The sequence below is a fragment of the Chitinophaga sp. W3I9 genome (genome assembly GCF_050434025.1).
Classification (GTDB): domain Bacteria; phylum Bacteroidota; class Bacteroidia; order Chitinophagales; family Chitinophagaceae; genus Chitinophaga.
Genome location: NZ_JBNPWC010000001.1, coordinates 6679111 through 6703968, shown reverse-complemented (window position 1 = coordinate 6703968; position 24858 = coordinate 6679111). Strand labels below are relative to the sequence as shown.

Here is a 24858-nt window from a genome sequence, read left to right as displayed (position 1 = left end):
GGGACACTATTTTTTTGTTGGCGCTGATTCCAGCTCTTTACCGGCGATATCTTCCCAGCGATAATAATGGAAGGTCCGGTCGTCGCTCATCACTACAAATAATCCATGTTTGAAAGTATTGTTCAGTGGCACATTTACCATATCAGAGCCATCGCTGTGGCTGGCGCTTACTTTCACTGTTTTCAGCAACATATGTGTTGTTCCTGCTCTGTTGAAGATATGAAATTTGTTGGCACCCTGGTCAGATACCAGGATATATCCTTTGGTGGAAGACGTTTTATAAATGGAGATGCCTTCATGATCTTCTGTAAAACCGGTGGTACCGAAAACTGTTAATTCTTCATTACCTTTTTCGGGATCAGCGTAATATTGCCGTACGCCGTACTGTTCATCCGAATAATAAACATAACCGGCTTGGTTATCTACCGCTATAGCTTCTATTTCCTTTTTGCCACTGTAGTGGCCAAACTTACGTACCAGCGTGGCTTTTATTTTTCCTGCACCGTTATCAGAGATACGGTATTGCCATAAATAGGTCCCATCCTGCGGGCCGGTTTTACGGCCTGCGATAACATAGTGTTCGTTCTTTTTATTAGTGTAAACAGCCACCCCCATAAGATCACGGAACTGTGTGCCGGTTTCGCCTTCAAATGCCGGGATGCCGCCATCATCGATGGGCTGCATGTCTGGTAATGAATAGAAGCGGAGTTTATGCGTGATGCGTTCTGTGGTAACGGCATAGTCTATACGTTTTCCGTTGAGGAGCAACCCATATGCGATGTCCACATTATTGGGGCGTTGCAGGTTGGGTACTATCTGTTTGATCTTCCCTTCGAGGTCAAACACATACAGGGCGCCCTGGGCCGATTTATCAGTGCCTATCACCAGGCTCTGCGCGGGATTTTGCGGGTTTACCCAGATCGCCGGATCATCTGAATCAAACTTTACAGGTTCGGTGATGATCGCCGGCTGAATAATGGCAGTATCCGTATATACCTGCCCGTTAGCCCGGCTCGCCGGTCTTGCGCAGGCAAGAAAACACAGCAGTCCGGGTAGAACTGCTGCGGAAAATAATATATTGCGTGTAGTCATTACTGTGAGATCGCTGTTTTAGTTTTTAGTGCTAAATGCACCAATAAAAGAGGAAGGAGCGGGAGAAGCATAGTTATTCCCATTCAGCTCCAGACCATTCGGGAAGTTACGGGTAAAAGCAGTGGTACCCTTGCCCAGCGCGGGCGAACCGGCCTGTAAATGAAAGTCCCAGCTGGTGTTAAAGTTTGGGCTATCCATTGGTGTGCTTAGCGGGTAATTTACAAATTTCGGGTCATTCTCACCGGCTTTGGCACCAATAACGTCGTTGGCGCCGCTAACAATATCTTTCGCGGGCTGGAACTGATCTACCGTAGTTTGATTAAATCCGTAATAAAGATTGTTGCTGATCACCGAGCGACTGTCCTCTACTTTTTTAGTATCTCTCTTAATACCAAAACGTGTGTTGGCAAACAGGTTATTGTGCAGTTCCACGAATACTGTGGCCTCTACCCAAACGGAGCCGCCTTTTACAGTAGGCCTTCTCCAGCCGGTGTTGAGCATGGTGTTGTTATAGGCAATCACGTGCGCCTGTGGCGTGCGCTCACCGGAATTGGATAACTTAAGGGCGTTGGTATTGGTAGAGTAGAAGAGATTATAACTTACATCCGCGATGCAGCCGGATTTGATGTTAATACCCTCTCCGCCGGTAATACCGGTAGTATAGAATTTATTATTGGAGAAGATGATCTTACCGCCTTCAATATAGGTGCAGTCTTCATTAAAATTGCGGAAGATACAGTTATTAACAACCAGCTTGCCATTCACACTACTGTACCATAGCGCGGGCAGCGCTTCGCCGCTCACAGCTTTATACAAACCCAGTTTTACAGAGGTAGATGATTCGGTGGTGACAGCACCGCCGTATTCAAGGATGGTATTGTCTAACAATAGCTCTGCACAGGATTTAGCCGCGAGGATACCGCCCCATTGTTTACCAAACTTGCGGCTGTCGGTGCGGTAGTTTTCTTCAATGGTAAACCGCACTGGTTGTTCAGGTGTTCCCATGGAATACAGGTTTCCTTTTACAATTACTTCGGGTTTCACAAGCGTATCCATAATTACCAGCACGCCTTCTTCAATCACCAGCGTTTTGCCTTCAGGAACGGTGATATCGCCGGAAACACGTTGAATACTGCCTTTGGGCCAGATGCCCCATACATCGCCGTGAACAGTGCCGGAGCCAATGATGCCTTCGCTGAGGTCTACATCGCTGTTTGCTTTTTTACAGCCGGCGACAATAGTCAGTATCAATGCAGCGTAAAAGAGAATATTTTTATATTTCATGAGATGAATATTTTAGAATGAGTTTATAACTTGTAACGTACGCCGAGCAGGTAGGTTTGTTTATAATATTCTTTCCTGATCAGGGTTTCATTGGCCTTTCCCTGTCCGGGCATATTGGTATTGGCAGGATCTGTTCCTTTGATAAATATTTCTGTTGGAGTGTTCAGCAGGTTACCTGCTTTAACGAAGATGCTGAAGTTGTTTCTGAACCTTTTTTCTACAGAAAGATCCATTTGTATAAATCCTTTCTGCCACAGATCATTATCGATGTACTGGGAAACAGTGTTGATACGCGGACCGGTGTAAGCGCCGGCCAGCTGTGCATCCCATCCATACTGAATGTCTTTGTACAGCACGGAAAGGTTACCGATGTGTTCCGACTGTCCGTATAAAGGGCGGGTCTGATCCACAGCGATGGTCTCAACATCGCCTTTGTCATCCCGGATCCTCACGCTTTTAGAAGTGGTGATAGAAGAATGTGTATAAGTGTAGTTCGCTTTGAATCCTATCTTACTGAAAAATTTGATATAATCTATTTCCAGGCCGTAGTTACGGGCGGTACCAAAGTTACCGGCAGAATAATACTGATCCTGCGGGCGGGTGGCATCTGCGCGGATGGTATTTTCAATCGGGTCCTGGATCCTTTTGTAGAATACACCTACCAGCAATTGGTCGGAGCGTTTCGGGAACAGTTCATAACGCAGGTCGAAGTTGTCCGCGATAGCGCGCTTCAGGTCCGGGTTACCGCGTTCCTGGTAGTCTTCCAGTATAATTTTGGAAGGAACAATTTCAAAGAAACCGGGACGGTTCAGTGAGCGGAAGTAGGAACCGCGTAAGTTCTGGTGTTTAGATAACTCGTATTTCAGGTTCAGGCTTGGCAATACATCGGTATATACCTGGTTGCCCGTGGGGCGGTCTTCTCCCTGTGGAAAAAACATATGATAACCCTGGTCGGTATGCTCTATGCGTGCACCACCGGTTATTTCCAGTTCAGCTACTTCGAATTTAAACATACCATATACTGACGTCGTTTTTTCGGATGCGTCGTAAGTAAGCGGGTTGCCTACTGCGCCTCCGGGATTCTGGATCTCCCATACAATGTCTGTATAGCTGGTAAAATCTTTGCCATATACTGCATTGATATTCGCAGGTCGGAAGGTATAGTTGTTAAAGAAGCTGCTGCGTTGTTTGTCGCGGTACAGGCCACCTGCGGAGAAATCTACTTTGGTCCCGGCTATCCTGGCAGTGTACGTAAGATCGAGGTAGCCCGCGAGATCATTGTCTGTATTACGTTCCCAGCGACGGGAGGTACCGTTGTTTTCAATAGTGGTGCGTGTGTCCTGGAAGTTGTTCCTTACCCCGTTTAATGCGATGGTAGTATTGTCCGGCACTTCATTTTTGGCAGAAGAAAACACGGCAGACCACTGCAACTTTAATTTACCCGGAATGATATGGTGATCGCCATGCAAGGTGGAATTGTAGATCTGCTGGGTGGTTTTCCTGGAGCGGTTTTCAAACGTCAGCTGTGCATTGCCGGCTGCAGGATCAAATACGCCATCAGAGAAGTTGGTGGTAATACCTTCCCTTGTTTGGAAACTTTGCAGGTTCATATAGGCGTTGTAAAGCGACAGCTTATTATTTTCATTGAACACATAGTCGATCTTCCCGTGAATACCACTGCGCTGCTGTTGTTCGCTGTACTGCCTGTTTTGCATACTGGTAAGCACAGAGTAATGCCCCGTATCCATATCATTCTTATAGAATGTGCTGGTAGTACCGCGATAGGTGTTCTGGAAACTGCCGGCGAGGATCACACCCAGTTTATTGTGCAGGAAACGCTGGCCAACAGATAATCCTGCTACCAGGTTGGGGGCGAAGCTTTTGTTTTTATAATCAAGTGTGCCGGTGGCAAAATCTGCGGGAGTGGCATTGTAGCTTTTACCGTGCGCTTCGTAAGGTGATTTGGATTGTATGTTGCCGGCGTCAAAGGAAGTAAAGCCTTTATCCAGCACCATCTGGCTGTAGCCGGTGGCTACGTTGGCGTTGAGCGACAGTTTCCCGGGGGCGTCTTTCATTACCATGTTCACTACGCCGCCTACGGCGTCAGCCTCCATGTTGGGGGTTAAGGATTTATATACCTCGAGGCGGTCCAGCAATTCCGACGGGAAGATGTCCAGCGGCACGTAGCGGTATTTATTATCCGGGCTTGGTATTTTCACCCCGTTGATAAGTGTGTAGTTATATCTTTTGTCCATACCACGGAGAATGGCGTATTGCCCGTCGCCGTTGCTGCTGCGTTCTATGGAGATACCCGAAACGCGCTGGATCACGTTGGCCACAGTGAGGTCGGGTGATACTTCTATTGCCTGACCGGATACTACGTTCATCACCTGGACGGATTTCTGTTCCAGTTTGCGGGCGGTGTTTTCAGAGGAGGCTTTGGTGCCGCCGGCAATTACTACTTCACTCAGGTTTTTGCTGCTGCGTTCACTGAGGTAGATGTTGAGCGCGGGGTTGTCACTTTCCTGTACGGTAACTTCTTTTGTTAATGTTTTGTAGGTAAGATGGGAAATGTGCAGAGTGAATTTTCCTGCGGTGATCTTTTTAAATTCAAAGGAACCATCAAGCCCCGTGAGGGCTACCAGTTTGGTTTGGTCCATTACAACGGTGACGCCTACCAGCGGTTCGCCCGTTTTCTGATCGTACACATGTCCTTTCAGACTGCCGGCGCTGGCAAATGTGACGCTCAGCAGCAGACATAAAAGCGTTGTTAAAAGTGTCTTCATCTTTTGGTGAATTTGATGCCGTTCGTGTTAGTGGCGAATGGCATCGCAAATGTGGGCTGCTCCAAAAAAAAATGCAAGAAAGCAGCGTAAGCAAAACGTAAACAGCGTTAACAACACCGTAAACAAAGCGTGATCAGCGTATACAAACAAGATGTAAGTTGTTGGTAGTTAGGTGTTTATTTGTAACAGGAATCGCCATTACCATTATGTTACCGCAACGTTACCGGAAGGTTATGCTTCACAGGCTTTGCACAAAAGTGTTGAGCGTATCGCCTTCCGGAATGTTTAATTTTTTTCGGAGACGGTATCTTGCCACCCGTAAACTGTCGGGTGAAATACCAAGAATGGTAGCCATATCTTTTGAGTCCATATTCATTTTATGGAGCGCCAGTAATTTGATATCGTTGTTGGTAAGATCGCTGTGCAACGCATTGAGTTTATCAAAAAACACCTGGTGTACCTGTTCAAAGATGCCGGTGAATTCTTTCCATTGTTTCTCGTGATTGACGGTCTGGTTAATTTTCAGCACCAGTTGCTGCAGTTGTTTTTTCTGGTCGCGTTTATCTTCCTGTACCATCTCTGAGAGGGTATTCCGCAGTTCATCTAGGAACTGGTTCCGTTGGATCACGTCCAGCGTATGGGTGGCCAGCTGCCTGCTTTTCAGTTCCAGCTGGTCTTTCTGCACGCGGTTTATTTCGGCATTCCGTTCAGATACGGTCTGGGCCTGGCTGATCTTCAGCTTCTGGCGGGAAATGGTAAGCAGGCAAAGGAGGATGAGTAATGCCACTACAATGACTACCGCCGTATAAATGATGCGGTTTATTTTATGGCTGTTTTCCAGCTGGAGGATTTCGTCGTTCTTTTTATTGGTATCGTACAGGATCTGGAGGAAATTCATCTGCTGGTTGTTTTGGGCAGAGTAGATGTCGAGCAAGCATTTGCGGCTGTACTCCATATAATAAAAGGCGCTGTCGTTCCGTCCGAGGAGATTAAACGCTTTGGCAATGTCTTTACAGGCCGCGGCTTCCTGGTACTTGTTATTGGTTTGCTGTGCCAGGGCGAGTGCTGCTCTGGAATAAGGCAGGCTGTTTTTTACATCGCCGGTTTTCCGGAGCACATCACCTATATTATTTAATACTTCTATGCCGGCTACCCGTTCGTGGCTTGCCTCAAAGAGTTGCAGGGCCATGCGGAAGGAGGAGAGGGCGGTATCGTATTTTTCGAGGTCTTCATAAATGGTGCCCAGGTTTTCGTAGATGCCGGCCATGCCGAACGTGTCGCGTGCGCGCTGGTATTGTGTCAGCGCCAGTTCCTGGAAATACCGGGCGCTGTCGTATTGTTGCTGTTTTTCGTAGTAGTGACCAATGTGGCCATAGGTGGCGGCAATGCCGGCGGGATCATTTACCTGCCGGTACAGCTGAAGGGCTTTATCGTACTGCTTTTTGGCGCCTGGCTTATTAATATTGCGATAATAGAGCTGGCCCATATCATTGAGTACAGCCGCTTCGGCGGCTTTATGGCCGGTGACGGTAAAAAGAGTGGCCGCCTGCTGGTAGTATTCCAGCGATTTGGCGTAGTGCCCCAGGGTAAAGCAGATTTTTCCCATCTGGCGGAGGCATTTGCCGGCAGTGGCTTCATCTTTGTTACTGATAGCTGCATCGTGCATTTTGCGCAGGGCAAGAAAGGCGGCATCCGGTGATTCCTGGCTCAGCTTTCCTGCGGCTGCCAGCTGCATTTGCAGGGTGTCCTGTGCAGAGGTGGCGGTTACCGGGAAGACAGATAAGCATACTACGATAAACTGAAGAAAACGTTTCATTTGTAATGACAGCACGTATTAATTAAGTGTAATCAATCCGCAAAGAATGTTTTTTAGTGTTAACTGTATGTTACCAAACGGGCTGCCGCTGACATAAAAATGCTTGCTTACCGATACTATTTTATATATTATTGTGCCGCCGGTTACATTTTTTGACCCATAAATTAGTTCCAGTTAAATATTGATTATGAAAAAGAGAATCTTAGTTACCATGCTGCTGGCCGGAGGAATTGGCGCCGCCAATGCCCAGGAGAAAGCAAAACCTGAAGATACAGAAGTATATACCCCGGTGCCGCCGGAGGTAAAACCCGGAAAAAAATGTGGTGAAGCGCCTTCGGATGCGATCATCCTGTTCGATGGCAGCAACCTGGATCAGTGGGTAATGACCGACGACCGGGAGAAACCTGCAGAATGGCTGGTGAACAAAGGCATTCTGACGGTGAACAAAAAGTCAGGAAATATTGAAACAAAGAAGTCCTTTAAGAACTACCAGTTACATATCGAGTGGCGCGTTCCCGCCAATATCACCGGTACTGGTCAGGGCAGGGGCAACAGCGGCGTTTTCCTTGCCTCCATTGGTAAAGGGGATGCCGGTTATGAATTGCAGGTGCTGGACTCCTATAACAATAAAACGTATACCAATGGCCAGGCCGGCAGCATTTACAAGCAGTCCGTGCCACTGGCTAACCCTACCCTGAAGCCAGGGGAGTGGAATACGTATGATGTAATCTGGACAGCGCCCGTATTTGGTGCAGATGGCGCGTTGGTATCTCCCGCAAAAGTAACCGTAACTTTTAACGGCGTAGTGGTACAGAATGGCTATGAGCTGAAAGGCCCTACCCAATACATTGGTCAGGCATCTTACCGCCAGGCGCATGGCGCCAGCCCAATCAAGCTGCAGGCACATGGCGATAAGAGTGAGCCGCTCAGCTTCCGGAATATCTGGGTAAGAGAATTACAGTAACAAAAACGAATTTACAGGAGAGGGCTGCCGGAAACGACAGCCCTTTTTTATTTTTTTCTCCCCGTTCCATCATTTTCTTTACTTTTAATACAACGACGTTATGTAAAACTATTCCACTTTATCCGGTTCCATGGAGCACGTAAACATTGAAAAGAAATTGTTGCAAAGGGCTGCCGAAGGCCATGAGGAGGCGTTTACCCAACTCTTTTTCCTGTACAGGCATAAGTTGTACAGCTTCCTGCTGCGCTTAACGGAATCTCCCGAAATGACGGAAGACGTAATACAGGACGTATTCCTGAAATTGTGGAAGGACCGTGAAAACCTGGTGAACATTGAACAGTTTGGCGGGTATGTTTACCGGATGGCCCAACACCAGGCACTGAATGCGTTCCGCCGGATGGCGAAAGAAACACTGATCCTGGCTGAACTCACCAGGACGATCAAGGATGCCGCCCCCGCCGATGCCGCGGATAACCTGAGTGTCCGCGAGGTGAGGGAAAAGTTACAATACGCGCTGGATCATCTTCCCCCAAAACAAAAACTGGTGTATACCCTGAGCCGGGAACAGGGACTGAAACATGAAGAAATTGCCCGGCAGCTTAATATTTCCCCGTCTACCGTTAATAATCATATGATTGCCGCCCTGCGCACCATCCGCCAGCAGCTGGGCCCGCACCTGCATTCCATTACCAGCGCTTCCTGCCTCCTGATGATCATCGATGGCTTCTGCTGAAAAAATATTTTCAGGGACACTAGTTATATCCTTCCGCCCGGGTGTCTATAATACGACAGATTCCGCATTAATGTAAAAACACCGCATGACTTCAGCAAGGATCAGCTACCTGGCAACACGCTATTTTGATAATACCTGTACACCGGCAGAAAAGCTGGAGCTGGCGGCATGGATCGACCGGCAAACGGATGATACCGTGCTGGAAGCCGTATTGGGAGAAGCCTGGGCATCACATGTGCCGCTGATCATGATGCCGGATGAAATGTCGGACCGCATTGTGTCAGCCATGTTTGGCCGTGCGCCGGAGGTACCCGTGATGCAGGCGCGTACCCGGTATTATAAAATATGGTGGGCAGCTGCCAGTATCCTTCTACTGGGTGGCATAGGCGTATGGGCATGGCAGCATCAGCGGTCGCCATCGCCGGTAGCAGAAAGCAAACAACAACGATATAAAAATGAAGTGATGCCGGGCAGCAACCGCGCCATGCTCACCCTGGCCGATGGCAGCGTGATTGCGCTGGACAGCGCCGGCAACGGATTACTTGGCCGGCAGGGCGCCGTAAAGATCATCAAACAGGCCAACGGCGAACTGGCTTATGTGGGCAACGGCAACGGCGAGGCCATGTATAATACAATGACCACCCCGCGGGGCGGTCAATACCACCTTACCTTACCGGATGGCACACAGGTTTGGTTGAACGCCGCTTCTGCGATTACTTATCCTGCCGCATTTACCGGTAAGGAAAGAAAAGTAACCGTGAAAGGGGAAGCCTATTTCGAGGTAACCGCCAATGCCAATATGCCTTTCCGGGTGGCAGCCGGCAATACCGCTATAACGGTACTGGGTACACGATTTAACGTAAATGCCTATACGGAGGAACCGGCTGTCCGCACCACGCTGGTAGATGGCGCCGTAAGCGTAACTGCCGGCAGCAACAGCACCGTACTCCACCCGCGCATGCAGGCGAGGGTAGGCAAAGATGAAGTATTACACGTTACTGAAAATATAGATACCGATGAAATCATCGCCTGGAAAAACGGGTTCTTCCAGTTTACCGACGCAGATATGCCTGCCGTAATGCGGCAAATAGAGAAGTGGTACGACGTTAAAGTGACTTATGAAGGACCTGTTCCTGAAAAGAGCTTTGGCGGCGGTATGCAACGCTCTTTGCCCTTAACGGAAGTGTTGGGAATACTGGAAGAAAATGGGGTGAAATTTAAGATAGAGGGGAAAAATATTATTGTATTGAAATAAAAAACCACGTTACTGATTCACTATTAAACTAAGAAACACAAATTCCACTGCATAAGCTCCTGTAGTTTATGTATCCTCACCTGTTATGCATAATAAAGCCGGAAACGCTGATAACATTTCCGGCGGCGTCTGGATAACAGAAACAAAAAAGTCGGCGAAGACTCCTTATTCATTCAACCAAACAATGCAAATGTATGCAAATTAATTGTATCGCTCTTTGCAGCCGGACAGCTGTTGCTATTACCCGGAGCGTTATTTCCCGGACAGGCAGCAGGGTTTCCTGGCATCGCACGCTATGCTCAACCAAAATGCTGTTAGCTATGAAGTTAACGATTGTGTTCACATTACTGCTCCTGAACGTAAGTGCCGCCGGCCTTTCGCAAACGGTCAGTTTTTCCGGTAAGTCGGTATCACTCAAAGCAGTTTTTGCCGCCATCAAAAAACAAACGGGATACGTGGTGTTCTACGACAACCAGCTGCTGCAAAACAGCAAGCCGGTGACCCTCTCCGTGGAAAACGCGCCGCTGGCGGTAGTGCTGAATGCTGCCCTGAAAGACCAGGGGATGACTTTTACCATCCTGGACAGAACTATTTCAGTAAGGAAGCAGCGGCCGCCGCTCACACTTCCGCCCCTCCTGAAATTGATGATCCCGCAAATGACCATCACCGGCCGGGTTACCGACGATTCCAATACACCGCTGCCCGGCGTTACGGTATTGCAGAAAGGAACCAGCAACGCCGTTGTGACCAGCGAAACGGGCGAATACCGGCTTTCCAATATCAGCGATGGCGCCGTGATCGTTTTTTCCTACATCGGGTTTAATAAAGAAGAGATCACCGTGAATGGGCAGTATAAGCTGGACGTTCGCCTTACCAAAGCCGCCAACACCGCACTCGACGAACTGGTGGTAATCGGCTATGGCACCATGAAGAAAAGTGACCTCACCGGCGCTGTGTCTACCGTGAAAGGCGATGCCATCGCTTCCCGCAAAACCACGCAGGTATCGCAGGCACTCCAGGGCGCTGTGCCGGGCGTAATGGTTACCCGTACCAACAACGCACCAGGCGCCGTGGCGCAGATCCGCGTAAGAGGGATCACCACCATTTCTGATGCCGGCGCCACACCGCTCATCATCCTCGATGGCGTACCCATAGATGATATCAACTCCATCAACCCAAATGATATCGATAATATTTCGGTATTGAAAGACGCCGCCTCTGCTTCTATTTATGGCTCCAGGGCCGCCGCCGGCGTGATCCTGGTCACCACCAAACGCGCAAAGAGCGGGCAGCTGGACCTGAACTACAGCTATGAATACGGGGTGGAAAAGCCTACCAAATTGCCGGATTATGCCAATGCCGTACGCTATATGCAACTTACCAATGAGCTGCGGTGGAACGATAATGGTAATAACGCCAACGAATATCCTACCTATACCAAAGATATTGTGGATAACTACGCCACATTGCATGCACAAAATCCGGATCAATATCCGGATACTGATTTTAGAGGCATGATCCTCAACAACAGCGCACCCCGCGAAACCCATGCACTCAGCATTGCCGGCGCCGGGAAGGCACTGCGCTCCAGGGTTTCACTGGTATATGATAAAATCGGCGCACTGTACGACGACCGCTCGTACGACCGCCTCACCACACGTATCAATAACGACATCGTCATCAATAAATACCTCACCGCCAGCGTGGACGTGAATTACAAACGCACTATCGTTAAACAACCCGTCGTTGACCCAATGTACAAGATGGGTATCATGCCGCCTATTTACGCGGCCATGTGGTCCGACGGCCGCATCGGCGCGGGAAAAGACGGCGCGAATATATACGTGCAAACAAAGTATGGCGGCTTTAACAACAACTGGTATAACCAGCTTGGCGGAAAGGTGGGCATCGATTTTACACCCATAGAAGGATTGAAAATTTCCGGTGTCGTATCGCCTTTTATTAACTTCGATAAAGGAAAGAAATTTACCCGCAAAGTGCCGTATACGTCTTTCAACAATCCCAACATCATTTCGGGATATATTGAAGGCGCTACGGAAACCAAACTGGAAGAAGTCCGCAACGATAACTACCGCTATACCACCCAGTTTATTGCCAATTATAGTAAACAGATCAAAGACCACAGCTTCAGCCTGATGGGCGGATATGAATTTTATAAGGCGTTCAATGAAGATCTGGGCGCTTCCCGTGGCCAATATATCCTCAGCAACTATCCCTATCTCAACCTGGGACCACTGGAGTTCCGCGACAACAGCGGCGGCGCATATGAAAATGCTTACCGCTCCTGGTTTGGAAGGGTTACTTATAGCTATAAAGACAAATACCTGTTCCAGGGTAATATCCGCTATGATGCGTCTTCCCGTTTTGCTGCAGGCTACCGCTGGGGTTCTTTCCCCTCTTTTTCTGCCGGCTGGGTAATATCAGAAGAGAAATTTATGAAATCCACGGCGCCCTGGTTATCCTTTGCAAAGCTCCGTGCTTCCTGGGGCTCGCTGGGTAACGAACGTATCGGTAACTACCCTTACCAGGCATTGCTGCGCTTTGAAAATAACTCCCTGTTCTATAAAGGCAACAACGCCGTATCCGCGCAATCTGCCGCACAGTGGCAATATGCGATCCGTGATATTTCCTGGGAAACCACCCACTCATGGGATCTCGGCGCTGATGTAAACTTCCTCAATAACAGGTTACGTTTCACCGGTGATTATTTTAAGAAGACAACAGACGATATCCTGCTGGAGCTGGAAATCCCTGATTACATTGGTTTCGACAATCCTTACCAGAATACCGGTAAAATGTTTACAACCGGCTGGGAAGCGCAACTGGGCTGGAACGATCGCATCGGTGATTTCACTTATAGTGTATCCGTGAACGTAGCAGACTTTGTATCAAAAATGGGCGACCTGGGTGGTACACAGTTCCTCGGAGATTCTATAAAAAGACAAGGCAGTGAATTTAACGAATGGTATGGTTATTTATCTGATGGAATTTACCAGACACAAGATGAAGTAGATAAATCGGCCAAGCTCAATGCCAATGTGAGGCCCGGCGATATCCGCTACCGCGATGTGAGCGGTCCGAATGGCGTACCCGATGGCAAAATATCCCCCGAATACGACCGCGTATTACTGGGTGGTTCGTTGCCCCGCTACCAATATGGCATCAATTTGCAGGGTGGGTTCCGCAACTGGGATCTGGGTATCGTATTCCAGGGCGTAGGCAAACAAAACTCCAGGCTTACTGTGGATATGGTACGGCCCCTCATGGAAAATTTCGGCAATTTCCCGGCTATCCTCGATGGCAATTCCTGGAGCAAATATAATACGCCGGAACAGAACAAAGCAGTCCGGTATCCGCGTTACAGCAATACTTCCGCAGGCAATAACTACGCCATGTCCGATTTCTGGCTGATCAACGGCGCCTATTTCCGCCTGAAAAATATCAGTGTGGGGTATTCCATGCCTAACGACTGGGTAAAGAAGATCCGCATACAAGGTGTTCGTATATACGGCAGCGTTAGCGATCTTTTATCGGTGCATAATTTCCCTAAAGGCTGGGATCCTGAACAACCTTCGCTGGGCTATCCTATTACCACCAGTTATGTTATTGGCGCATCTGTTAAATTCTAAATTCCACGAACATGAAGCAACTTATTCTCATAGCCGGCATCACTTGTTTTTTCTTCAGCGCCTGCGGCAGCCTGGATCTGAACCCGCTGTCCGACGGCTCCAGTGAAACCTGGAATTCCAATGCGGAAGAAATTGAAATGTCGCTCAACGGATTGTATAAAATCAATTTCTGGATGAAGGACGACGATGAGTGGACCGACGACTGGATCTACCGCGACGTTACTACCGCTATTACCGGCGCTACCATCAATGGGCAAACTGATTTTGTAAAGAAGTGGTGGACAGATACCTACAAAGCCGTTGCCCGCGCCAACAACATCCTGCAAAGCATTTCCCGCGCCGATAAGGTGTTGTCGGCCGACCAGATCAACAACTACACCGCAGAGGCCCGCTTTGTAAGAGCGTGTATGTATTCCCGTTTGTTATCGCATTACGGAAATATTATTTACACCGATTCCATGCTCGATATCGACCAGGCATTGCAGCTGAAGCAAACAGACAAAGCCACGGTGCTGAAAAAGATCTATGAAGATTTTGATGCCGCTGCCGCTACCTTGAAAACCACTTACGGTACATCGGAATTGAAACGTGCCACCAAAGGCGCTGCCCTGGCCATGAAAGCGCGTATTGCCCTGTATATGGGCGACTGGGCCGTTGCACGCGACGCCGCTAAAGCATGTATCGATCTCGATGTATATAAATTGCACGATAATTTTGGTAACTTGTTCCTGTCGAAGACAAAAAACTCCACCGAAACAGTTTTTGGCCTGCCAAGATCCGTGACCTTAAAAGTTACTTTCGACGATTGCCAGAATTATGTATCGCGTAACGCCGGTGGCTGGGCTGCCAAAGATCCGTCATGGGATCTCTTTTGCAGTTTTTTATGTAAAGATGGATTACCGGTAGATGAATCCCCTTTATTTAATCCCCGCCGCCCGTTTGATAACCGCGATCCGCGCTGTGCCGCCACCATCGTGGAGTTCCAGACACCGCACCTGGGGTATATTTTCCAGCCGCACCCGGACTCCCTGAAAGTAAGATCCGTATCAGACAATAAATACGTAGAAAATAAAGATACCCGCACCATTGCACAGTACGCATCGTTCAACGGGTTGTTATGGAAAAAAGGAATTGACGGCGACTGGCTCCTCAACTCCTGGAAATCAGAACCGGATAATATCGTGATCCGTTTTGCAGATGTATTGCTGATATATGCAGAAGCCAAAACAGAGCTGGGAGAAACAGATCAGCTGGTGCGCGATGCTATTAACAAAGTAAGGGCACGCGCCTATGGTACCGTGTACACCAATACCAGCGGGTATCCTGCGGTGACTACGGCAGATCAGTCTGCCCTGCGTAAAATTATCCGTACGGAAAGAAGAATGGAGTTTGCGCTGGAAGGCATCCGCTACATGGATATCATCCGCTGGAAGCTGGCAGAAAAAGTGCTGAACAAAGCAAACTATGGTTTGCTGGAACCCGCGGACCTGCGCACAAAAATAGTGCAGCCTGGATTATGGTTCTTCCCGCAAACGCCGGCTATCGATGAAGATGGTATAGCAGATTTTACCGCGATGTATAATGCCGGTCTGGTAAAACAGATCACCGTGCGAAAGTTTGATGCCACGCGCCAATACCTGTGGCCTATTCCATCTACAGAAGTATTGACCAGTCACCTCACCCAGAACCCAAATTATTAAGCCAGCACATGACACAAAGAAATAGATTGGCAGCAGTATTAATAACCATCGGTATATTGGGAGCTGCCTGTAAAAGTGAAAAAGCAGCGGCGCCGCGATCGTTCAGCGGTATTTACCCGCAACTGGCGATGTATAACAAGGAAGGAGAATGCGGTACCGGTGCAGTAGTGCCGTGGGCGGGGAAACTGTGGGTAATTACTTATGGCCCGCACCTGCCTTTTGGTTCATCTGATAAACTATATGAAATAACCCCCGACCTGAAACAGGTGGTACGCAGCGAAAGCATTGGCGGCACACCAGCCAACCGCATGATCCACCCGGAAAGCCACCAGTTGTTCATAGGGCCATATGCGATTGGAGAAAACGGCCAGGTACGCGTCATCCCTTATACGGCAATGCCCGGACGGCATACCGGTAACGCCAGGCATCTTACAGATCCCGCCGGCAAAATTTACTATGGCACTATGGAAGAAGGTTTTTATGAAGTAGATGTAAAAACCCTTCAGCCTACTTTATTATATGAAGATGGAAATGTAAAAAACAAAAAAGGCGCAGACACTACCGCCAACTCACCTTCCGCCTTGTTGCCGGGAGCGCATGGTAAAGGCCTGTATTCGGGGCAGGGCGTAATGATCTATTCCAACAACGGGGAACCCGGGCCCAAAGCATTGACCCAGTTTGATATTGAAGCCGGATCGTTATCGGAATGGAATGGGAAGGACTGGAAAGTGGTGCGCCGGAACCAGTTCACGGAAATCACCGGCCCGGGCGGTATCTCCGGAAATAAAAATCCGGCCACAGATCCCATATGGGCAACGGGCTGGGATCATAAATCGGTGTTACTCGGATTGCGCGACCAGGGCAAATGGAGCTTTTTCCGGTTGCCAAAGGCCAGTCACAGCTACGACGGCGCACATGGCTGGAACACCGAATGGCCGCGTATCCGCGATATCGGCGCCAACAATAAACCGGATTACCTCATGACCATGCACGGCCTGTTCTGGCATTTCCCCGGACAGTTTTCTACCGGGCATACTGCGGGTATCCGTCCCCGTAGTGCCTACCTGAAAGTGATCGGCGACTTCACCCGCTGGCACGATCAACTGGTGTTTGGTTGTGACGATGCCGCACAAAAAGAATTTCTCAACAAGCGTACCGCCAAAGGAAGTATTGAAGGACCCGGACAATCAAATTCCAATCTCTGGTTTACCTCCCTGCAACAACCCGATGCGCTGGGACCCAACACCGCCGAAGGCGCCGTATGGCTGAATGAAGCCGTAACACCCTCACTGCCTTCCGAGCCTTTCCTTTTTGCCGGCTGGCCTCACCGCATCGCGCGCATCACCCACAACGACAAACGTGCCGTGGAGTTCACGCTGGAAACAGATAAAGGCGACGGCAACTGGAGTGTTGCGCAAAAAGTAACCGTAGCGCCCGGGCAAACCGGTGACATTATTTTCCCGGAAGATATGCCGGGAGAATGGATCCGCATCACTGCCGCACAACCGGTAGTTGCCACCGCGCATTTCTTTTATGCTGCCATTGATGCCCGCAAAACAGCCCCGGCGGCTATTTTTAGCGGACTAAGCAAAGTAACCGATGCCGTTTCCAACGGCGGATTATTATATGGTTTAGGTAACGATCGCCGCGCACTTGGTATACTGGCACAGTCGTATAAAAATGGCGACGCTACAGTGGAAGGCTATTACGAACTGGATGCTAATATGGACCTGGTAAAAAAAGACGATCCTAAAACGGCGGACTTTATCCGGCAGAAATTCGCCATCCCGCAACAGGCGGTGACAGTGGAAGCCGGCGCTGTATTGATTGTAGACGACAAAGGCCGCAGATGGCGGTTGCCATTAGGCGACGAAGCCTTCGCCGGGCTTACCGGGAAAGCCGCTCTGCGCATTTGCCGCGAGGTGTCAACAGAAAGGGACCTGTTTAATTGTATGGGCACCTTCTATGAATTGCCTGCGGAAAACGCCGACGGCTACGCGAAAATACGACCGGTAGCATCGCATCCTTTCCGGATCAACGACTACGCCGCTTACCGCGGTATGCTGGTAATGACAGGCATTGCTCCCGGTACCAAAGCCGGCGAACATATCATTGTATCGGAAGATAAAAAAGCGATGGTATGGGCAGGCGCTATCGATGATCTCTGGCAGCTGGGCCGGCCGGTGGGCCGCGGCGGTCCGTGGAAAGATGAGGCGGTGGAAGCAGGCAAGGCATCAGATCCTTACCTGATTGGTTTTTATTCACAGCGGCAACTGCAATTATCGCATGATGCTGCCGCGCCGGTTGAATTTACCCTGGACATCGACCCGGTGGGCAATGGCGCCTGGATGAAGTATAAAACCATTACGGTTGCCCCCGGAGAAACGCTGAACTGGCAGTTCCCCGATGGCTTCGAAGCACGATGGATCCGTTTTACCAGCAATAAAAACTGCCACGCTACTGCATGGCTGGAATATAAATAAGGAGCGGCATGAAATATACAGTGGTCTGTTTACTGATGTGGTGTTGCCAGGCAGCCAACGGGAAAAATCCCGTTGATACCGGCGCCGTGAAAGACGTGCTGGGTAACCGCTCGCTGTTACCGGTGGCGGCTTCCTATAAAACATACCGTATCAGTGACACTGCGGCTTATGAGCTGCAGCTGGCGCTGGACCGGGATAACAGGCCACTGTACTATTACCGGCATATTTTTACGCCGGTTTGTTATACGGGAGAATGTAAACCGGTATACATCAACCTTTACTGGGACCTGCTGGGCAATTATATCCGTTATGATCTGCCCGGAAAGGAAGTATTAACAAAGCTGGATCACAAAGAATTTAAACGCGACGATTATGAAAAGCTGCAGGACATACTGGCCCGGCCCAATTCGTTGCTGGCTGATCTGGCTATCACCGACCTCATTGTACCGGGAACGGAAAGTCTCAGCGATTCGGTGGATGCCCGTACCGGCGCTACGCTGAAAACCATTAAAAATGAAGTGATTTCCGGCGCCGTGTACACCTGTTATACCTTGTGGCATATCGCGCACGGTACCGTGACAGATGAAATCGCCCGTATTACAGATACCTATATCAATCCCGCACTGCTGCATCGTTTTCTGTCTTCCTCCAATCACGCTTATCAGTATAAAGCACTTGAAAAGGTGATGGATAAAAACGGGAGGATAATGCCGGGTTTTGAAAATGATATCCGTACTTTGATTAATGGCAAAAATATTTTTATTGCCAGGTATACTTTGCAACAGGTACATCCCGGTTTTATCAGCGGCGCCAAGGCACAGTCGTGGTTGTGGGATACTTACACTAAAAGCGTGTACCCGTTACAGTTAACCATGCTGCGTAAACTGGCCACCGTGCCGCTGAGCGATGCAATGGCAAAGCAACTCGCGAATGCGGGCAGCAGCGCCAATGAGGAACAGTTCCATTTAATACTGGCCGCATTACAGGCCACGCCCCATTTGCGGGATGCGGCGATACAGCTGCTGGCCAACCAGTTAAAAAACACCGATGCCACACGGGCAGCCGCTATCCATGCGTTGCTGTTACAACAGCAGCCGGTGAATCATTCCGTAAAAATTAAGATGCATGAATATGAACAAACGCTTCATCCAACTGAAAAATAGCTGGCTCACCATCCTGTTGTTGTGTATATGTACACCCTGGCTGCAGGCGCAACAGCGGGTATTTGTGGAAACAGAATCCTTTACAGAAAAAGGCGGCTGGGTCATCGACCAGCAGTCGTTTCCCGTAATGGGTTCCTCCTACCTGATGGCGCACGGCATGGGCCGCCCGGTAAAAGATGCGGTGACTACCGTCAATTTTCCGGAGAAAGGTACTTATCATTTATGGGTGCGCACAAAAGATTGGGCGCCCTTCCCGAAGGGACCAGGAAAATTCCAGGTGGTAGTGAATGATGCACCGGTGAAAACGGTGTTTGGGGAAAGCGGCAACGACAAATGGAAATGGTACGACGGCGGCGAGATCACCGTGGCTGCCGGCGCCACAAAAATAGCCTTGCGCGACCTCACCGGTTTTAATGGCCGTTGTGATGCCCTGATGTTTACCACCGGGAAATTTACCCCGCCGGATGACGCGGCCGCACTGAGCGCATTACGGCGTAACCTTTTGCATTTAACGGCCGCGCCAAAAGAGGCCGGCCCGTTTGATCTCGTGGTAGTAGGTGGCGGCATTGCCGGCACCTGTGCCGCTATATCCGCTTCCCGCATGGGTTTGAAAGTAGCGTTGATACAAGACAGACCCGTACTCGGCGGGAACAACAGCTCGGAAATACGGGTGCACCTGATGGGCGATATCGACAAAAATTACTATCCCAAGCTGGGTCGCATTGTAAGGGAAATGGATAACGGCGATCCCGGTAACGGTAACCCCGATGCAAAAGAATATGGCGATGCCCGTAAAATAGCCATCGTTAAAGCAGAAAAAAATCTTACCCTGTTCCTCAATACCTATGTATTCAAAGTAGAAAAAGAGAAAGATCATATTGTAGCGGTTACCGGCCGTGATATTGCGAGCAACCAGGAAACACGTTTTACCGGCACTTATTTCTCTGATTGTACCGGCGATGGCACGATAGGTTATCTTGCCGGCGCCGCCTTCAGGATGGGCCGAGAAAGCAAAGAAGAAACAGGCGAATCGCTCGCCGCAGAGAAGCCAGATAGCTTTACACTTGGCACTTCTAACTTGTGGGCCTCCCTGCCAACAGACAGCGTTACTGCTTTCCCTGCCACACCCTGGGCATTGCAGTTTTCAGACGAATATCATATTGATGCGTCTAAGGCGGACTGGGAATGGGAAACCGGTTTTGGTAATTTCAATACCATCACGGAAGCCGAACAAATCCGCGATCATAACCTGCGCGCGATTTATGGTAACTGGTCCTATCTTAAAAACAGCAAGCCCGAAAAATATGGCAAACAGCAACTGGCCTGGGTAGCCTATATCGGCGGTAAGCGCGAATCCCGGAGGATCATCGGTGATCATGTGCTCACCCAGATGGATATACAGGAAGGTAAAATGTACCCGGATGGCGCTGTCACCGCCACCTGGACCATCGACCTGCATTTCCCGGATCCTGTCAACAAAAAGTATTTTGAAGGACAGGAATTTTTTGCCGGCACCAAACATATCAGGGTGGCCCCGTATACCATTCCGTACCGTTGTTTATATTCTAAAAATATCAACAACCTGTTTATGGCAGGACGGAATATCAGCACCACGCATGTAGCCTTTGGCAGTACCCGCGTAATGCGCACCTGTGGTATGATGGGAGAAGTAGTAGGCTTTGCCGCCTATGTGGCCAATAAATACCACGGCAGCCCGAGAAGTGTATACACCGATCATCTCCCCGAACTGATGGACCTGCTTAAAAATTAAACATGTACGCCGTTTATATCCTGCTGCTGTTGCATACCGCCGTTGCCCCTTCCATGATACACCTGGAAGGCAGCGCGCAGGGCACTACCTGGCATATTCAATATGCGGATGCGCAGCAGCGGGATTTCACGCCGCAGATAACACAAATTTTAACAGACATCGACCAGTGCCTGTCTGTTTACCGGAAAGACTCCGAGATCTCTTTATTTAACCGCGCTACCTCCCTTGAATTCCAGCTGCCTTATTTTTACCCGGTATTAAAAAAATCCGCCGAGATATACGCCGCTACCGGCGGCGCTTTCGACCCTACTGTCATGCCGCTCACAACCGCTTACCGGCAGGGCAAAAGAACACATACCCCGTGGTGGGAAAAGGCCGATTCCCTGTTGCAATATGTAGGCTTTTCCAATATCCGTTTTGATGAAACCGGCGTGCGCAAATTAAAGGAAGGCGTAAGCCTCGATTTCGACGGCATTGCGCAAGGCTATAGCGTGGATGTTCTAGCCGTATTACTGGACCGCAACGGCATCAGCGATTACATGGTAGAGATAGGCGGAGAAGTGCGCTGTAAAGGGCTTAAAAACGGCAAGTCGTGGACCGTTGGCATCGATAACCCATTGCATCCCGATCAGCAACTGGCTACCATACGGCTGTATAACAGGTCTGCTACCACGGCAGGTGATTACCGCGATCACTATGAGCAAAACGGTACTGTATCCGGGCATATCATTCATCCCAAAACCGGCTACTCCACACCCGATTCGCTGTTGAGCGTTACGGTGTTTTCTGAAGATGCTATTACCGCAGACGGATATGATACCGCTTTTATGGTAATGGGAGTAGAGGCAACGAAACAGTTCCTGGCGCAACGGAAAGATCTGGATGCATACCTGGTGTATGTGGATGCGCAGGGCGGGGTGAAGGTGTGGATGACGGAAGGGGTGAGGAGAATGGTGGAGTGAGAGAGAGACTGTTCCGAAGATTAACCCCAAAAGCTGTCGTTATTGATGGCTTTTTGTTTTGAATTTAATTAATTGCATAGTACTGATTTGCGATATCTGTGTATATTTAATTAAACTAAATATTCAGCTGTTTTATACTTTGTATAACCCCCGGGGAATTTCCTCTTATCAGTTAATTAACGACGCATATTGCTTCCCATTTTGTAATAATTAATGATGCTTCAGCCGCAATACAGTTGCTTTTAAGTCGGGTCATTTATTCTTTTAATTGATGATTTTTATCAATTAATTGACAAATAGAATAAATTTACATAACTTTATGAGAGTTCTACATACTGCATCGGGCAAATATAAAGAGGCTCGTATAACTTTACTACGAAAAGTGGAGTTAACAGGCGCCACAAAGAAGAGATTTGATTTTGATTGGGAAAGGGAAGTAGAAATTGAAACCTATAAAATCACATTTATCAATGATGATTATATTCTTGGACTGATGTCTGTTCAAATTAATTCTTCAGAGCGTAGATGTGAAATAAGATTGTTGGAATTGTCACGGGAGAATAGAGGTGATTTTAAGGTGTATGATAGGCTGGCAGGTTGTTTGATTGCTTTTGCATGTAAACTGTCATTTAAAGAAGGGTTTAATGGTTTTGTTTCTTTGATACCTAAGACGGTATTAATATCTCATTATATGAGGAAATATTTTTTTTCTCCAATGGGAGCACAGCTCTATGTTAGACGGTGAAATTTCTATTACTCTCATTACAGATTATTTGGAAAACGATTAATTATGAAGAAGAATAAGAAAATAAGTGAAGAACTATCTGTGGATAACATTTATCCTCACGGCCTTTCCAAAGAAGAAAAAACTGCTGCAGATAGAGAAATGGCAGCGTTTCGTATGCAGCAGTGGAATAAAATGACCCCAGCCGATCACCTCAGAGCAGACTTATTGCAAGTTAAGTACCAGATGGAAAGCGTAATTGAATCACTGGAATACCAGGGCTCATTGCACTTCGGCTATTTCCTTTCTGCCTATATCCGGGCCGTGCAAAAGAAGCAAAAGGAATTCGCCGCGGAGATCAGTATCGATGAAACCCGTTTAAGCCGTATTATTCATAATAAAGAATTTCCTAATGATGAGTTGTTTATCAGGCTGGAGCTGCACTCAAACAATACAATACCCGCACTCAGCTGGTTTTTGCTGGCCGAGAAAGGCAAGGCGTATAATATCAGTACAAATAAAGAATTAAGGAAAAAAGAGAAGAAAAATGTGCATAAGACGATTGCAAAAATATAAGTTACAAATACTTCCTAATCACCTCATTCTTACACACAGCCATATAAAATAAAAAAGTTGCAGGACCTGCCTGCAACTTTTTTATTAATAGATATCTCTTAATATCCTGGGTTCTGCACAATCTTCGGGTTACGGTCTATCACATCCTGCGGTACCGGGTTCAGGTACATTTTTGAGGTAAACACATGCGGGTGGTTCAACGGCACAATTTCGTATTTCCATACCCCTGAGTTGTTATTGGGCACCGTATTCGTGATCTTCATGGCATGTTTATCCACATTCATCACCGTGCTCACGGTTTTCCAGCGAATGATGTCATAAAAGCGTTTGTTCTCAAAACAGAGCTCCACGCGTCTTTCATGATAAATAGCAGCCCGCATCTCTGCCTGAGATAATCCCGGCGCCAGGTTGGGCAACCCAGCTCTTTTGCGGATCTGGTTAATGGCATTGTATACGGTGGCATCGGGGCCTGCGGATTCATTTTGCGCTTCGGCATATCCCAGTAATACTTCGGCATAGCGGTAGTAGATAAAGTTGGCGCCGCTTACTGCACCACCGCCGGGCCGCACCAGTGGGTTGAGCCGCTTTTTAAAATAATAGCCGGTATTGCTTACGTCATCGGTGCCAAAATCAATCTGGTTTTTGGAAGGACGTACTTTATCAATGCGGGTGTATATGGTGTCGCCTTTATCCATCCAGTTCATTTTATAAGGCGCGCCGTCATATACGATCCAGTCGTAAAAACGCTTCTCGCGGCCTATGTAAGGGTGTTGCGGATCATAGCCGGAAGTGGGATCGGTGATGGGTTTGCCATTGGCCATATTGAACTGGTCTACCAGTTCCTGGGTAGGGTTGTAGTTGCCCCAGGTATAATAAGCGCCATTGATCCACACCGGGCCGCCATATTGTTCAAAGGAAGACCCCATAGTGTTGGCTACTACCTGGCGATCCCACACTACTTCCGAATGGTACTCATTGGCTTCATACCAGATAGCGGAAGGTTCGGGAAACAGTTCGTATGATTTACCGTTGCCATAAAGGTCGATGAACTGTTTGAAAGTAGCGGCGGCCTTACTCCAGCGCTGCGCATCGAAGTTATTGTAACCGGCTACTTTGTGCGGGTCGTTGCCTGCGGCAGGTTGTGCGGCGTTGAAAGCAGGACTGGCGGCATATAACTCCACCCATCCTTTTAAGGCCAGCGCGGCGCCCAGTGTAGCACGGCCAGCATCTGCGTCGCCCTTGTTGTATTTAGCCGGCAGGTAACCATCTTTGGCAATGGAATCCAGTTGCGTGGTGATGAAGTCTGTTGTTTCCGCAAAAGTATTCCGGGGCGTGTAAATGGCGGCGCTGTCCATGGTGCGCCTGTCGGCGGGCACGGTAATAATAGGCAATCCGCCGATGTGCATCCACAATTCGCTGTAAAAAAAGGCGCGGATAAACCGGGCCTCATCGAGCCGTTTGTTCAGCCACTCGGGCGAGAAGTTGGCAGCATTATTACGTACCTCTGTAATGAAGGTGTTGCATTTGCGGATATTAGTGAAGATGGTTGTCCAGTTGGTGAGATCGCCGGAACCCGTGATGCCTCCCCAAATAGTATAGTCGTTGGAGGAAGGTTCCACAATGCCCTGTTTCCAGTTGTAGGAAGTGTAATAAAAGCCGGCGTCGTTGTCGTCGGTGAAGTTATCCAGGTTTTCCGGCTGGTTCCAGTAGTTCGGTAATGCGCTGTAAATATCGTTCAGGAAAAGATCGGCATTCCCTTCTGTACTCCATTGGGTTTCGTCGGTGAGCTTCGACTTGTCGGTATTTTCCAGGAATTCTTTTTTGCACGACAGGATACTGAGCAGCAGTATAACGGCGGGCAACAGATGTATGAAGCGGATCATAATATTTTTATTTAAC

16 protein-coding genes are annotated in these 24858 nt (G+C 48.7%); 11 read left to right on the top strand and 5 right to left on the bottom strand.

The genetic code is table 11. The features are described from left to right. Nucleotides 1-6: 6 nt before the first annotated feature. The 4 genes from QFZ51_RS27150 to QFZ51_RS27135 form a co-directional block, all read right to left on the bottom strand. On the bottom strand, nucleotides 7-1092 hold the full coding sequence (locus tag QFZ51_RS27150) for a phytase (RefSeq protein WP_429050563.1): 1086 nt from the start codon (nucleotides 1090-1092) through the stop codon (nucleotides 7-9). An 18-nt stretch (nucleotides 1093-1110) separates the two neighbouring features. After that, nucleotides 1111-2376, bottom strand: coding sequence for a hypothetical protein (locus QFZ51_RS27145; RefSeq protein WP_429050562.1), 1266 nt, complete (start codon nucleotides 2374-2376; stop codon nucleotides 1111-1113). 23 nt (nucleotides 2377-2399) lie between these two features. After that, nucleotides 2400-5162, bottom strand: a complete 2763-nt coding sequence (locus QFZ51_RS27140; RefSeq protein WP_429050561.1) for a TonB-dependent receptor domain-containing protein — start codon at nucleotides 5160-5162, stop codon at nucleotides 2400-2402. A 238-nt stretch (nucleotides 5163-5400) separates the two neighbouring features. Further along, nucleotides 5401-6978 carry a tetratricopeptide repeat protein gene (locus QFZ51_RS27135; protein WP_429050560.1) on the bottom strand — a complete coding sequence of 526 codons (1578 nt, stop codon included), beginning with the start codon at nucleotides 6976-6978 and terminating at the stop codon, nucleotides 5401-5403. Between the two features lie 187 nt (nucleotides 6979-7165). Here QFZ51_RS27135 and QFZ51_RS27130 point away from each other — a divergent pair, with 187 nt between their 5' ends. The 11 genes from QFZ51_RS27130 to QFZ51_RS27080 all read left to right on the top strand — a co-directional run bounded on the left by QFZ51_RS27130 (nucleotide 7166) and on the right by QFZ51_RS27080 (nucleotide 22959). Beyond that, complete coding sequence (locus tag QFZ51_RS27130) at nucleotides 7166-7942, top strand: 3-keto-disaccharide hydrolase (protein WP_370908123.1); 777 nt, start codon at nucleotides 7166-7168, stop codon at nucleotides 7940-7942. Between the two features lie 130 nt (nucleotides 7943-8072). Further along, entirely contained in the window at nucleotides 8073-8675 is a 603-nt protein-coding gene (locus tag QFZ51_RS27125) for an RNA polymerase sigma factor (protein WP_429050559.1), read from the top strand. 85 nt (nucleotides 8676-8760) lie between these two features. Then, complete coding sequence (locus tag QFZ51_RS27120; RefSeq protein ID WP_429050558.1) at nucleotides 8761-9930, top strand: FecR family protein; 1170 nt, start codon at nucleotides 8761-8763, stop codon at nucleotides 9928-9930. 320 nt (nucleotides 9931-10250) lie between these two features. Then, complete coding sequence (locus QFZ51_RS27115) at nucleotides 10251-13580, top strand: TonB-dependent receptor (protein WP_429050557.1); 3330 nt, start codon at nucleotides 10251-10253, stop codon at nucleotides 13578-13580. A gap of 11 nt (nucleotides 13581-13591) precedes the next feature. Beyond that, nucleotides 13592-15280 carry a RagB/SusD family nutrient uptake outer membrane protein gene (locus QFZ51_RS27110; protein WP_429050556.1) on the top strand — a complete coding sequence of 563 codons (1689 nt, stop codon included), beginning with the start codon at nucleotides 13592-13594 and terminating at the stop codon, nucleotides 15278-15280. 8 nt (nucleotides 15281-15288) lie between these two features. Continuing rightward, a complete protein-coding gene (locus tag QFZ51_RS27105; RefSeq protein ID WP_429050555.1) occupies nucleotides 15289-17763 on the top strand; it encodes a hypothetical protein in 2475 nt (824 codons plus the stop codon). Between the two features lie 8 nt (nucleotides 17764-17771). Beyond that, complete coding sequence (locus tag QFZ51_RS27100) at nucleotides 17772-18926, top strand: hypothetical protein (protein WP_429050554.1); 1155 nt, start codon at nucleotides 17772-17774, stop codon at nucleotides 18924-18926. Continuing rightward, complete coding sequence (locus QFZ51_RS27095; protein ID WP_429050553.1) at nucleotides 18889-20697, top strand: FAD-dependent oxidoreductase; 1809 nt, start codon at nucleotides 18889-18891, stop codon at nucleotides 20695-20697. The genes QFZ51_RS27100 and QFZ51_RS27095 overlap by 38 nt, the downstream gene beginning before the upstream one ends. 2 nt (nucleotides 20698-20699) lie before the next feature. Then, a complete protein-coding gene (locus QFZ51_RS27090; protein WP_429050552.1) occupies nucleotides 20700-21659 on the top strand; it encodes an FAD:protein FMN transferase in 960 nt (319 codons plus the stop codon). 319 nt (nucleotides 21660-21978) lie between these two features. Further along, nucleotides 21979-22404: a hypothetical protein gene (locus QFZ51_RS27085; protein WP_429050551.1), complete on the top strand. Its 426-nt coding sequence runs from the start codon at nucleotides 21979-21981 to the stop codon at nucleotides 22402-22404. 45 nt (nucleotides 22405-22449) lie between these two features. After that, complete coding sequence (locus QFZ51_RS27080; RefSeq protein WP_429050550.1) at nucleotides 22450-22959, top strand: hypothetical protein; 510 nt, start codon at nucleotides 22450-22452, stop codon at nucleotides 22957-22959. Nucleotides 22960-23057: 98 nt separating this feature from the next. Here QFZ51_RS27080 and QFZ51_RS27075 read toward each other — a convergent pair whose 3' ends face one another. Continuing rightward, nucleotides 23058-24842, bottom strand: a complete 1785-nt coding sequence (locus QFZ51_RS27075) for a RagB/SusD family nutrient uptake outer membrane protein (protein ID WP_429050549.1) — start codon at nucleotides 24840-24842, stop codon at nucleotides 23058-23060. Nucleotides 24843-24858: the final 16 nt, after the last annotated feature.

Bases quoted from the DNA above. Each gene is read 5' to 3' on its own strand.
- QFZ51_RS27140 (WP_429050561.1), bottom strand. From the start codon at position 5,162: ATGAAGACACTTTTAACAACGCTTTTATGTCTGCTGCTGAGCGTCACA.
- QFZ51_RS27145 (WP_429050562.1), bottom strand. From the start codon at position 2,376: ATGAAATATAAAAATATTCTCTTTTACGCTGCATTGATACTGACTATT.
- QFZ51_RS27080 (WP_429050550.1), top strand. From the start codon at position 22,450: ATGAAGAAGAATAAGAAAATAAGTGAAGAACTATCTGTGGATAACATT.
- QFZ51_RS27110 (WP_429050556.1), top strand. From the start codon at position 13,592: ATGAAGCAACTTATTCTCATAGCCGGCATCACTTGTTTTTTCTTCAGC.
- QFZ51_RS27075 (WP_429050549.1), bottom strand. From the start codon at position 24,842: ATGATCCGCTTCATACATCTGTTGCCCGCCGTTATACTGCTGCTCAGT.
- QFZ51_RS27115 (WP_429050557.1), top strand. From the start codon at position 10,251: ATGAAGTTAACGATTGTGTTCACATTACTGCTCCTGAACGTAAGTGCC.
- QFZ51_RS27120 (WP_429050558.1), top strand. From the start codon at position 8,761: ATGACTTCAGCAAGGATCAGCTACCTGGCAACACGCTATTTTGATAAT.
- QFZ51_RS27105 (WP_429050555.1), top strand. From the start codon at position 15,289: ATGACACAAAGAAATAGATTGGCAGCAGTATTAATAACCATCGGTATA.
- QFZ51_RS27090 (WP_429050552.1), top strand. From the start codon at position 20,700: ATGTACGCCGTTTATATCCTGCTGCTGTTGCATACCGCCGTTGCCCCT.
- QFZ51_RS27130 (WP_370908123.1), top strand. From the start codon at position 7,166: ATGAAAAAGAGAATCTTAGTTACCATGCTGCTGGCCGGAGGAATTGGC.
- QFZ51_RS27100 (WP_429050554.1), top strand. From the start codon at position 17,772: ATGAAATATACAGTGGTCTGTTTACTGATGTGGTGTTGCCAGGCAGCC.
- QFZ51_RS27135 (WP_429050560.1), bottom strand. From the start codon at position 6,978: ATGAAACGTTTTCTTCAGTTTATCGTAGTATGCTTATCTGTCTTCCCG.
- QFZ51_RS27085 (WP_429050551.1), top strand. From the start codon at position 21,979: ATGAGAGTTCTACATACTGCATCGGGCAAATATAAAGAGGCTCGTATA.
- QFZ51_RS27150 (WP_429050563.1), bottom strand. From the start codon at position 1,092: ATGACTACACGCAATATATTATTTTCCGCAGCAGTTCTACCCGGACTG.
- QFZ51_RS27095 (WP_429050553.1), top strand. From the start codon at position 18,889: ATGAATATGAACAAACGCTTCATCCAACTGAAAAATAGCTGGCTCACC.
- QFZ51_RS27125 (WP_429050559.1), top strand. From the start codon at position 8,073: ATGGAGCACGTAAACATTGAAAAGAAATTGTTGCAAAGGGCTGCCGAA.